This is a genomic window from Clostridium sp. SHJSY1, assembly GCF_031626875.1.
Taxonomy (GTDB): domain Bacteria; phylum Bacillota; class Clostridia; order Clostridiales; family Clostridiaceae; genus Clostridium.
Genome location: NZ_JANDMF010000021.1, coordinates 29,459 through 43,022, shown reverse-complemented (window position 1 = coordinate 43,022; position 13,564 = coordinate 29,459). Strand labels below are relative to the sequence as shown.

At 30.4% G+C, this 13,564-nt stretch carries 9 protein-coding genes; all 9 read right to left on the bottom strand.

All coding sequences use genetic code 11. From position 1 onward, the window contains the following. Positions 1-309: 309 nt before the first annotated feature. Positions 310-3,897, bottom strand: coding sequence for a DNA polymerase III subunit alpha (locus NNC19_RS11170; protein ID WP_396136412.1), 3,588 nt, complete (start codon positions 3,895-3,897; stop codon positions 310-312). Between the two features lie 19 nt (positions 3,898-3,916). Then, positions 3,917-4,864, bottom strand: a complete 948-nt coding sequence (gene whiA, locus NNC19_RS11165; protein ID WP_310938732.1) for a DNA-binding protein WhiA — start codon at positions 4,862-4,864, stop codon at positions 3,917-3,919. 138 nt (positions 4,865-5,002) lie between these two features. Further along, entirely contained in the window at positions 5,003-6,355 is a 1,353-nt protein-coding gene (locus NNC19_RS11160; RefSeq protein WP_310938731.1) for a YvcK family protein, read from the bottom strand. Next, positions 6,352-7,230, bottom strand: a complete 879-nt coding sequence (rapZ, locus tag NNC19_RS11155; protein ID WP_310938730.1) for an RNase adapter RapZ — start codon at positions 7,228-7,230, stop codon at positions 6,352-6,354. Before rapZ ends, NNC19_RS11160 begins: the two co-directional genes overlap by 4 nt. Before the next feature lie 121 nt (positions 7,231-7,351). Further along, a complete protein-coding gene (gene murB, locus NNC19_RS11150) occupies positions 7,352-8,266 on the bottom strand; it encodes a UDP-N-acetylmuramate dehydrogenase (protein WP_310938729.1) in 915 nt (304 codons plus the stop codon). A gap of 134 nt (positions 8,267-8,400) precedes the next feature. After that, positions 8,401-10,260, bottom strand: coding sequence for an excinuclease ABC subunit UvrC (gene uvrC / locus NNC19_RS11145; RefSeq protein ID WP_310938728.1), 1,860 nt, complete (start codon positions 10,258-10,260; stop codon positions 8,401-8,403). Positions 10,261-10,374: 114 nt separating this feature from the next. Next, entirely contained in the window at positions 10,375-11,844 is a 1,470-nt protein-coding gene (locus NNC19_RS11140) for a penicillin-binding protein 2 (RefSeq protein WP_310938727.1), read from the bottom strand. Positions 11,845-11,847: 3 nt separating this feature from the next. Beyond that, a complete protein-coding gene (locus tag NNC19_RS11135; protein WP_310938726.1) occupies positions 11,848-13,068 on the bottom strand; it encodes an FtsW/RodA/SpoVE family cell cycle protein in 1,221 nt (406 codons plus the stop codon). 22 nt (positions 13,069-13,090) lie between these two features. Continuing rightward, entirely contained in the window at positions 13,091-13,528 is a 438-nt protein-coding gene (locus NNC19_RS11130) for an FHA domain-containing protein (RefSeq protein WP_310938725.1), read from the bottom strand. Positions 13,529-13,564 lie beyond the last annotated feature (36 nt).

Below are 13,564 nucleotides of genomic sequence, written 5' to 3'. Positions count from 1 at the left end.
TTACCGATTTCTATTGTACAAAACTTATCGATATTTATCAATGGAATTTGCAGAACTTTTACACATGTTTTTGCATAAAACTACAATTATATAGTTTTATTTATCACACATTTATTATACCCTAGACACAATAAATTTATAGACAATTCAAATATTTTTTACGAATTAATTATTGTAATAATTTTCATTTGCCTATTTGTGAATTTTTATATAGTTTTTATCATTTTTCTTGTTTTTTCAATATTTTTTTCAATAAAAATTAATGGTGGAAATTTATAAATAATATAACTTTCCACCATCATCATCATATTATATTTCTACAATTTTAACATTATCTATTCCATATTTTTCTTTTATTATATCTATTACTTCACTTTCTGAATTAATCCATCTATCTCTATTTAGCCTATAATATTGTCTTCTATCTGACGCAAACAAGTAAATGACAGTATTTCCTTCATAGCCTTTTATTATGTCTTTAAATTCTTTATTTGCCTCCCTAACCTTTTCCTCATTTTCCAGCTTAATATAAACCTTCTCAGAATTTACTTTTTCTAATCCATCTATACTTTCGCATATTAATTTAGGAAGTTCATCTTCTTTTATGCTTATTCTACCTTTAATTTTAACTATTGAATCTGGTTCAATTAAATTTCTAAGCTTATCTAATGTTCTTGGAAATACTATAACTTCTATTGTTCCAGTTAAATCTTCTAAAACTAAAAAAGCCATCATTGTATTATTTCTAGTTACTTTTTGCTTAACTTCTGTAAGTATTCCTCCAATAATAACCGTATCATTATCTTTTAATGGTGGCTCATCAATTAGCTCATCTTCTCCATCTACATCATTAGATAAGTTTTCTTGAAGCATATCATAAGCTTTGTATACTGTTTCTATTGTAGTTGAAGTTTGAAGTTCCAAACTCTTTTTATATTCTTCTAATGGATGACCCGATAAGTATAATCCTGTCATTTCTTTTTCCATTGATAATAAATTTTTTTTATTAAATTCTTTTATGTTGGGAAAATTAACTTTAGGTAAATCTAATTTATCTTCATTTAATCCAAAAAGACTAATCTGTCCATCTATATTTCTTTTTCTCTCACTAGATACTCCATCCATTACCTTTTCATATACAGCTAATAACTTAGATCTAAAAACATCAAAATTATCAAGTGCTCCAGCCTTAATTAAACTTTCAACAGCCCTCTTATTTACTGATGATATGTCTATTTTATCAATGAAATCTTCTAAAGAATTAAATTTTCCTTTTTCACTTCTTGCCTTAACTATACTTTCTATTACATTAATCCCTACATTTTTTATAGCTGCTAAGCCAAATCTTATGCTATCTCCCTTAACGGTAAACTTTGAATAACTTTCATTAATATCAGGAGGTAACACTTGTATTCCTTGACTCTCAGCAAATTTAATATAATGAACTACTTTTTCACTAGTTCCCATAACAGAATTAAGATATGCTGCTATAGTCTCCACTGGATAATATCTCATTAAATAAGCTGTTTGATATCCTACAACAGCATAAGCCGCAGCATGACTCTTATTAAATGCATAGGATGCAAAATCCATCATTGAATCAAATATCTTATTCCCGATTTCTTCACTAATGCCATTTCTTACACACCCTGGAACATCAAGATTGCCTTCATCATCTACAATCCCATATATAAAGTTCTTTCTTTCTTCTTCCATAACCTTGTGTTTTTTCTTAGACATAGCTCTTCTAACAAGGTCACTTCTTCCCCAAGAGTATCCCCCTAATTTTCTTACAATTTCCATAACTTGTTCTTGATAAACCATAACACCATATGTTACATTTAAGACACTTTCAAGTTCTGGAGTTAGATATTGTACTTTCCCAGGATTTCTTTTACATTCTACATACTTTGGTATTTCAGCCATAGGGCCTGGTCTATACAAAGATATTCCAGCTATGATATCTTCTATATTATCTGGCTTTAACTCTTTCATAAACGAAGTCATACCAGGAGATTCCAACTGAAATATACCTGCTGTTTTTCCATCTCCTATCATCTTATATACTTCTTTATCATCAAAATCTATCTTATCTAAATCTATTTCTATTCCTCTATTTTCCTTAATTATCTTAACTGCATCATTCATAACAGTAAGAGTTCTAAGTCCAAGAAAGTCCATTTTTAAAAGACCAAGTTCTTCTAATGTTGTCATTCCAAACTGAGTTACTATCATTTCCTCATTTTTTTGAAGTGGTACATATTCAACTAAAGGCCTAGAAGATATAACAACACCTGCTGCATGTGTAGAAGAATGCCTTGGGAGCCCTTCTAAGTCCTTACTAATATCTATAAGGTTCTTTACCCTTTCATCTTCTTCATAAGCTAATTTAAGCTCTGGGTTTAGTTCTAAGGCCTTATCTATTGTTATCCCTAGCATAGTTGGTATCATTTTTGATATTCTATCAACTTCTGCATAAGAATAATTCATTGCTCTACCCACATCCCTGATACACATTCTTGGTGCCATAGTCCCAAAAGTAATAATTTGAGAAACATCATCTACTCCATATTTCTCAACAACATAGTCTATAACCTCTTGTCTTCTTTCATAACAAAAATCAGAATCTATATCTGGCATACTTACTCTCTCTGGATTTAAAAAACGCTCAAAAATAAGCTTATATTTTATAGGATCAATTTTGGTTATTCCAAGTGTATATGCAACTATAGCTCCTGCTGCTGATCCTCTTCCTGGCCCAGTAGGTATTCCTCTTTCATTTGAAAATCTTATAAAATCCCAAGTTATTAAAAAGTAATCAACATACCCCATTTGCTTAATAACTCCAAGCTCATATTCAAGTCTTTCAACATAGCTCTCTGCTTCTTCATTACCTTTAGCAATGACTTCAACTTCGTCTAAATTATATTCTTTTTCACGCAAAGATTTAAATACATCATATCTTTCAATTAAACCTTTATAACAAGTTTCTCTCAAATATTCAAAAGGATCTATATCTTTAGGCAATGGAAACTTTGGTAATTTTGATTCATGAAATTTATAATCAAAATTACATTCTTCTGCTATTTTAATTGTGTTTTCTAAAGCTTCTGGCACATATGAAAACATATCCCACATCTCTTCTGGAGATTTAAGATAAAACTGATCTGAAGGATATCTTCTTCGATTTTCATCATCAACAGTTTTTCCTGTTTGAATACACATTAAAATATCATGTGACTTTGAATCCTTTTGATTAATATAGTGAACATCATTTGTTGCAATTAAAGGAATTCCTGTTTCTCTAGATATCTTTATGTTATTTTCATTAACTTTTCTCTGTTCTTCCATTCCATGATTTTGAATTTCTAAATAAAATCCCTCTTTAAAAATATCTTTATATAATAGTGCAACCTCTTTTGCTTTTTCATACTCATCTCTAAGCAGATAATTTTGAACTTCTCCACCTAGACAAGCACTTAAAGCTATTATTCCATCACTATGTTTTCTTAAAAATTCATGATCAATTCTCGGCTTATAGTAAAATCCACTAATGGAAGCTTCTGATACAATTTTCATTAAATTTTCATAACCAACTTCATTCTTCACAAGAAGTACTAAATGAGCAGTACGATTCTCTTTGTCAGGCTTTTTTATATCCATTGATTTACTTGCAACATAAACCTCACAACCCAAAATAGGTTTAATTCCTTGCTCCTTAGCTTGCTTATAAAACTCTACACAACCATACATAACTCCATGATCTGTAATAGCTATACTTTCCATACCTAGTTCCTTGGCTTTTTTTATAAGCTTTGGAATTTTTCCTGATCCATCTAATAAGCTGTACTCTGTGTGAAGATGAAGATGACAGAACTTCTTATCTCCCAAATTCATCATCTCCTTAATTAATAATTTATTCACTTGCTCTTAATTCTTCAGCTATTTTTTCTATTTTCCTTAATCTATGATTTACTCCTGATTTACCAACTGGTGGGTCAAGCATTTCGCCTAATTCTTTTAATGATTCATCTGGATAATTAAGTCTTAATTCTGCAATCTCTCTTAGATTTTTAGGTAGTCTCTTTAACCCTATCTGACTTTGAATAAGTTTTATACTTTCCACTTGCCTAACAGCTGCATTAACTGTTTTTGAAAGATTTGCAGTTTCGCAATTTACTAACCTATTTACATTGTTTCTCATCTCTTTCATTATTCTAATATTCTCTAATTCCAATAATGAAGTATGTGCTCCTACAATATTTAATAAGTCTACTATCTGCTCTCCTTCTTTTATGTAAATTATGAAAGAACTCTTTCTTTGTATCACTTTTGAATTTAATCCAAAAGTGTTAATAAGGTTACATAGATCTAAAGCATACTCCTCACTATGTGTAACAAATTCTAAATGATATGTCTTTTCTGGATTACTTATACTTCCTCCACCTAAGAAAGCTCCTCTTATATATGCCCTTTTCTCTGTTTCCCCTTCTATCATACTTTCTTGTATTCTATAATTTAAACTCATAACCCCATCTACTTCTGCTAATATCCCTGTCTTTTGAAGTAAATCTCTAACTCCCATTTCTTCATCTATAACTACCATATAGATATTATTCTTCTTTAATGAGTTACTCTTCTTTACCATAAGTTTAGAGTGAATGTTAAAATGTGCCTTTAATAAAGTAAATACTAATCTAGCACTAGATGGATTCTCTGTTGTGATTTTAAAAGACAATCCTTTACCACTAAAACTAATAGTTCCACTTACCTTCATTATTGCAGAAATCTGTGCTAATGCCTCAGATTTCGTTAATTCTGTATACCTAGCTATCTCTCCCTTAACTTTAGATGAAAATGACATACTAATCTCCTTTAATCTATAATCAATATATAAAACAATTTCTTTCTATAACACTTAATTATAGCATAAAATATTCTGTAATGTATCACTGAAATTTAATGTTCATTTATTGACTAAAATAAAAAAAGGGCACAACCATTAGTGCCTCTTTTCCCTCTTCTCTTCTTTTTCTCGTTCTTTGATACGTTGAGATAAGTACATATATTCAAATATCTTTCTTTTATCATATAGCAATTTCTTTTCCATTACTGTATCTATTAATACTTCTGCTAATTTTTCAGAATCATGTTTTACTGTGTCATCACTAACCTTTGCTATGTTTGATAAAACAAGTTCTACTCCAAGTTCTTTAATCTCTTTTTCATCAACCTTAACAGGTATTGAAGCTTCCTCCAAATATTGATCCTGAACTGCTTTAGATAATTCTCCTGAATTAGCTATAACACAATCTACTATGTCTCTCCCACCATATCTCTTTATAACCTTTAAATGATCAGAAACGGAAAAATTATCAGTTTCCCCTGGCTGTGTCATTATATTTGATATATAAATCTTTAAAGCTTCAGATCTCCTAACCGCTGTACCTATCTTTTTTACTAAAAGATTTGAAACAACACTTGTATAAAGACTTCCTGGCCCAATAACTACTGCATCAGCTTCTTTTATTGCTTCTAAAGCCTCTTCTAATGGTTCTGCATCTTCTGGATTAATCATTAATTTTTTTATTTTAGATTTTTGTTTAATTGCCTCTTCTGGTATTTGTGATTCTCCACAAACCTCTTTTCCATTTTCAAGAATTGCAACTAATTGCATATCATCTAATGTAACAGGTAAAACTTTTCCTGTTACTGCTAATACAGAACTCATTTTTTGTACTGCATCTTCAAAATTATCAGATATTCCTGCCATAGCAGCTAAAAAAAGATTTCCAAAACTTTGATTTTTTAATCTTCCATCTTGGAATCTATATTGTAACAAATCATGCATTAATGGTTCTGTATCTGCCAAAGCTAATATACAGTTTCTTATATCTCCCGGTGGTAACATTCCTAAATCTTCTCTAAGATCTCCAGATCCACCACCATCATCTCCTACTGTAACTATTGCTGTAATATTTGATGTGTAATATTTAAGACCTCTAAGCATAGTTGAAAGTCCAGTTCCTCCACCTATTACTACTATCTTAGGTCCTTTAACTAATAATCTTTTTTCATATATAAGACTTTCTATCTTCTTACTATCTAGGGATACCTTTAAATATCCTTTATTAATCATAACAATTATAGATTTCATAGATTCTGTAACTGCTGTATAAATAACAAATATCCCTGTTAAATTAAGAAAAACGTAAAAAATTTGATAGTATAAATCATAAACTTTACGATTTACAAGCTCTGTAACTCCAAAAGCAATAAGCAAAACCCCTAAAACACCAAAAGTTATCCATCTCTTAACTTTTATACCAGGTTTTAACCAATCAGCAAACCTCATAGCTTCTTTGCTCCTTTATGAAGGTCTTCCCCTATATCTCTATGTTCTATCTTTGCATCAAATCCATCATTAAATAATAATTCGTGAACAGCATTAGCTATAGCAACTGAACGATGTCTTCCTCCAGTGCAGCCAATTGATATAATTAATTGCCTTTTACCTTCTTTTACATAGTTAGGTATTAAAAATCTTAACATATCTTCTAGCTTAGACACAAATCCTATTGTTTCTTTTTGCTCTAGAACATACTTCTTTACTGGTTCATCATCTCCAGAATACTTTTTAAGTTCTGGTATATAAAAAGGATTTGGTATAAATCTAACATCAAACACCAAATCAGAATCTACTGGTATTCCATATTTAAATCCAAAACTTAATACAGTTATAGTTAATTGCTTTTCTGGAATTTTAGCATCTCCAAAATATTCATTTATTTTGCCTCTCAAATCCCTTATGGCATACTTAGATGTATCAATAATTATATCTGCTCTATCTTTTACTTCTCTAAGTTTTTTTCTTTCAGCATTAATTCCATTAACAACTCTACCTTCTGGTGATAATGGATGACTTCTTCTTGCTTCTTTAAATCTTTTTACTAATATTTCATCAGAGGAATCTAAAAATAATATTTCATACTCAAAATTATTTTTCTTTAAATACATCAATGATTCAAAAAGATCATCAAAAAATACTCCGCCTCTTATATCTATCACTAATGCAGCCTTCTCTATATTCCCTCCACTACATGCTTCCGCTAATTTAGGAATAAGTTTAGGCGGCAAATTATCTACACAAAAATATCCTATATCTTCTAAGCTTTTTGTCGCTTCTGTTTTTCCAGCTCCTGATAACCCAGTCACTATAACAAATCTCATACAATACCTCCTACTCCTACTTTATTACATTGTTATTATATCATATATTTTTTTAAAACAAAAAAGTATGCTATCTAAAATAGAAACTAACAATTTCAAATTTAAGATAGCAAACTATAAATTAATCTTCACCTAATATTCTAACCTCTGGATGCAATTCTACTCCAAACTGTCTCTTAACTTCTTCTTGAACATGTTCTATTACAGCCAAAATATCTTTAGCTGTAGCTCCACCTTTATTTATAACAAATCCTGAATGCTTTTCTGAAACAGCAGCGCCTCCAAAAGAATATCCTTTAAGTCCAGCATCCTGTATCAACTTACTTGCAAAATATCCTTCAGGTCTTTTAAATGTGCTTCCTGCCGATGGATACTCAAGTGGCTGCTTTTCTTCTCTTCTTTCAGTAAGTTCATTTACTCTATTTCTAATTTTCTCATCTTCACCCAACTTTAGTTCAAATATTGCTCCAACTACAACAAACTTCTCCTTCATAACTTTAGAAGTTCTGTATCCTAATTCAAGTTCATCTCTATTTAAAACTATAACGTCTCCATTATTATCTATTACTTCAGCTTCTCTTATTACGTTTTTAATTTCACCATCATAGGCTCCAGCATTCATAAACACAGCTCCACCTATAGATCCAGGTATTCCACAAGCAAATTCAAATCCAGTTAATGAATTTTCTAAAGCTTTAGTTGATACATCTTTAAGCAAAGCCCCAGCCTCTGCTTTAATAAAATTACCTTTACATCTAATTTCATTCAAATCTGTTATCTTGATTACTACCCCTCTTATACCATTATCTTTCACTAGGAGATTTGACCCATTACCTATCACATAATATGGAATATTATTATCCTTGCATATCTTTATTGACTTTACTAATTGCTCTGTATTAGTTGGACTTAATAATATGTCTGCTGGTCCTCCAACTTTAAAATATATATGCTCACTCATATTCTCATTTATTTTTATATCATTTTCTGAATAAATTTCTTTAAATAAATCTTTATATTTGAAATATTGGTTCATAATTAACTCCTTGAAATTATTATTAATTTTAAAAATATTAAAATTCTTATCCTTAAGTATAAAGTATACTATTGTATTAGACAAGGTTGAAATTTCCTTTTTGCTATATATTATAACATAAATTAAAAATGTTGTTACTGTTCTTTAAAATAACTTACTATACTTTCTGCTGTTCTTCTATCTATTCCTGGTGTATCCATAAGCTCTTCTATTTTAGCTTTCTTAATATTTTCAACACTGCCAAATTTCTTAAGAAGAATGATTCTTCTCTTTTCTCCCACATTAGGCACATCATCTAAAGCTGAATGTAACACTCTCTTATCTCTAACATTTCTATGATATGTAATAGCAAATCTATGCACCTCATCTTGGACCCTTCTTATAAGTTGCATTAAATTTGAACTTCTATTTATAATTATTTCATTATTGTTATAGATTATACCCCTTGTCTGATGTTTATCATCTTTAACTAATCCACATACTTCTATATTTATCCCTAAAGTTTGTAACACTTCTAGAGCTATATTTACTTGCCCTTTTCCTCCATCCATCATAATAAGGTCTGGAAAATTTGAAAACTTTCCCTTTGAAAATTCTAGATTTCTAGCTTTGATTTCTTCAATCTCTCTAAGCCCATGTTCAAATCTTCTAGTTAATACTTCTCTCATACTACTATAATCATCAGCACCCTTAACTGTTTTTATTCTAAACTTTCTATAATCACTATTTTTAGCTTTCCCACCTTCAAATACTATCATAGTTCCTACTGAATCAACCCCTTGAATATTGGATATATCATAAGCTTCTATTCTATATGGTGATTCATCTAAGTTTAATACTTCTTCTAATTCACTTAATGTCACCCTATTAATTTCTTTTTCTTTAAGAATTTTATCTTTAAATTGTTCTAAAGTAAGCTTTGCATTATTTTTAACTAATTGCAATAAGTCCTTTTTTTCTCCCCTTTGTGGTACCTTTAGCCATACTTTAGACCCCCTTTTTATAGTAAGAAATTCTTCCAAAAGACCTCTATCTTCTATAGTTGGTACATATATGTTCTTTGATACTTTTGCTGTACCTGAATAAAAACTAGTTATAAATTCAGATAAAATCTCTCCATCTTCTTCATCAGAACTATTTTCTACAACAAAGTGTTCTCTTCCTGTAACTTTTCCTTCTCTCATAAAGAATATTTGAATACAGGTATCTTTTTCGTCCTTATATAAATTAATAAAATCTTCATCACCTTCAACAACTTTAAAAACTTTTTGCTTTTCAACTAAATTATTTATAGATAACATTTTATCCCTTAAAGATGCTGCTTTCTCAAAATCTAGTTCTGAAGATGCCATTTGCATTTCTTCTTTTAACTTATTTACTATAGTTTTATCTTTTCCACTTAATATATCAACAATTTCATTGATTATATTCCCATAATCTTCTTTAGATATGTACCCTCCACATGGTGCTGTACATTTCTTTATATGATAATTTAAGCATGGTCGAACATTCATCCCTTCTTGTATATGCATCTTGCAAGTTCTTATAGGGAACACCTTTTTGATAAGTTCCATAGTTTCATGTACTGCTGTGACATTAGTATATGGTCCAAAATATTTGTTCCCATCTTTCACAAAACTTCTAGTCATAAATACTCTTGGAAAATCCTCATTTATAGTTATTTTTATAAATGGATAAAACTTATCATCTTTAAGGGCTATATTATATTTAGGTCTATGCTTTTTTATTAAATTTCCCTCTAAAATTAGAGCCTCCATTTCAGAATCAGTTACTATATATTCAAATTCAGAAATATTTTTAACCATACTTTTAACCTTTGTAGAATGATTTTTAGAGTTTTGAAAATATTGTCTAACTCTATTCTTTAAAACTTTTGCTTTACCAACATATATAATTTCCCCAAGAGAATTTTTCATCAAATATACCCCTGGTTTATCAGGCAATATTTTTAACTGATGTTCAAAATCAAACATAATAATACACCCCCTCTTTATTAAATATTGTTAATGGCTGCCTCAAAACAAACTTATTTTAAGACAGCCATTATATTTATTATGTTCTAACTCTTTACAAATTAATTATATACTTTACTTAAGTGCTGCTTTCATAACAGTTGCAGCTACTGGCGCTGCAGATTTTGCTCCAAATCCACCATCTTCTACAATTACTGCTACTGCTACCTTTGGATTATCTGCTGGAGCAAATGATATAAACCATGAATGTGGCGTTTTTAAATTTCCACTAGAATCTGTGTGGTCTGCAGTACCAGTTTTACCTGCTGCATTTAATCCACTAAATCCACTTACTCCTGATAATTTTTCATTTACCATTTCCTTCATATATCCTTTTATTGTAGATGCATCTGAAGAACTTATTACTTGCCCATACTTTTTAGTTTCAATTTTTTTTACTGACTTTTTATCCTTGTCAACTACTTCTTTAACAAGAGTTGGCTGCATCATAACTCCATCATTTGCTATAGTACTAGCTACTAATGCCATCTGCATAGGAGTTGCAACTACTTCCCCTTGCCCAAATCCTGATTGAGCTATTAATCCCTTATCAGCCTTTCCATGTGAAGGAAATTTACTTTGGCTCATTTGAAAACCTTCTGTTGGAATATCATTATTAAAGCCAAACTTTTCAGCTGTAGCTTTTAGCTTATCATTACCTAAGTCTATCGCTATTTGCCCATATACAACATTACTTGACTCAACTAAAGCTTCCTCTAAATTTTTATCTCCTGGAGCTTCACCTTCTGCATTATTAATTGTTTGTGTTCCAACTTCAAGACTACCATCATCTTCATAAACTTTAGTCTTAGCTCCCGATATATTTTGAAGTGCACTTGCTGTAGTTATAGTCTTAAATGTTGATCCTGGAGGATATGTTCCTATAGTTGCTCTATTTATAAGAGGACTATTTTCTCCTGATCCTGAAACTGCAGCTGCCATTGATGTCTCTAAGTTATTAGGATCATATGTTGGTTTTGAAACCATTGCCAATATTTCACCTGTTTTTGGATCAAGTGCAACTACAGCTCCTTTACGATTTCCTAATGCATTAAATGCTGCTTGTTGAACATTAGGGTCTAAGGTTGTTATTACCCCATTCCCAATCTTTTTTTCCTTCTCATCTCTTGTTTGAAATGCTTTTTTTAATGAGTCTATACTGAAATTTTTGAAAAGTTCCTTAAATCCACCTTCAGCAGTGCTATCTGTAGATAATTCATCATCATAAACTTTTTCAAGTTCAGCTGTTCCATATTTTTTACTTGCATATCCTAATGGATGAACATATAATTCTCCATTAGTATATTTTCTTGTTTGATTTGCTGTATCAACTTTTTCACTTGCAGCTAATACATTCCCATTTCTATCATAAATAGTACCTCTTACTACTTCATTCTTCTTTGCTATTACTCTACCATTGCTATTACTAGTTGCAAGGTCATGTGCTTCAAATGCTTGAAAATATGCTATATATGAAATTAATGCTACAAAAAAGAATAAAAATACTACCATAACTCCCTTTACACTGTTTCTAAAATCATTCATGCTTTAGCCCTCCTCTGAAATCTTTTGTAATAATCCTAAAGCAAAGAAAGTAGTTAGAAGCGAACTTCCTCCATAACTAACAAAAGGAAGTGTTATTCCTGTAAGAGGAATGATTGCAAATATTCCTCCAATTATAACCAAAGTTTGACAAGCTATCATAGTACTTAATCCTACTGCAGTTATTTGGGAAAATTTATTCTCTGTTATAAATGCTACTCTTATACCTCTATAAAATAATAAAAACATTAATATCATTATACCTATTCCAAATACCATTCCAAACTCTTCACAAATTACTGCAAATATAAAGTCTGATGTATTTACTGGTACATAATTTGGAGAGCCTTGTCCCAAGCCAGATCCAAACATTCCACCTGATGATATTGAATATAATCCTTGTACAATTTGATATCCTTGATCAGATGCATATTTCCATGGGTCTTTCCAAATCATAACTCTTAACCTAACATGTGAAAACAAATTATATGCTAAAACAGAACCTACTGAAAATGCTCCCAAAGAAGCAAATACATACTTCTTCTTTGCTGTTACAACATAAAGTATAGAAACTGCTACTCCAAAGAATATTAAAGCTGATCCCAAATCTTTTTGCAATACCAAACAACCTAAAGCAAACATCATAACACCTGCTGGCTCTATTAGCTGTTTAACATTCTCAATACCCTTTTTTTCACTATTGAAATCTTTCAAAAAAGCTGCTAAATATAATACCAATGCTATTTTAGCAAATTCTGATGGTTGAAACCCAGTTCCTCCAACATAAACCCAGTTCTTAGACCCATTAACTTCTGTTCCAAATATCAAAGCTAATGGCATCATAACTACAGTAATCCCTAAATATATATATTTATATTTTGACAATTGTTCCATACGTGGTAAGAGCATAACAGTTAATATATATACTGCAATTCCTAAACCAACATAAACTACTTGCTTTCCAGCTTCTTTTGAATTTAGTCTATATATCATAGCTATCCCAATAATTGATAGTATACATGCAAATATTAATAAGAATTTATCTCCATCTGGGTAAAATTTTCTTACAACAAAATATGCCACCCCTATTATAAGACAGGAAATTCCTCCTATTATTAAAGCTTTAGTATCCATAGGACTTGCTGATATAGCCAATTTACCAAAAAGAACTATACAAAATATATAAGTAATTATCAGTAGCTTTACTTCATCTTTTCGTATTTTCATCCAATCACCTCAATTGTTGCTATTATAGTACTCTAAAACAGGACGACCCTATTTTTACCTCATCTTTACCAAAAAGCTTTGCTCTTCCTGTTACTTTTCTGCCATTAACATATGTTCCATTAGTACTATTTAAATCTTCAATAAACAGAATATTATTTCTAATAACAAATCTAGCATGATTACCAGAAACATGTGGGTCAACTAATACTACTGAGTTATTTTCCTTTCTCCCCAAACTAACTATCCCTTTAACAGGAATAACTGTTCCCTTTTTCAAACTCTCCTCTTTTCCTATATCCACTATTTCAATACCATAGCTCTTCTTTCCTTGAGGTTGTCTTCTACGTCCTCCACCTTTTACATCCTTGTACATTATTTTTAAAGCAAAATATATTATTACATATAGTATTATTATAAACACTATACCAAATACTATCGCTGATATTTTGGAAAAATTCATACCTTCACCTCGAATCTATTTTTTTTTCTAAATAGA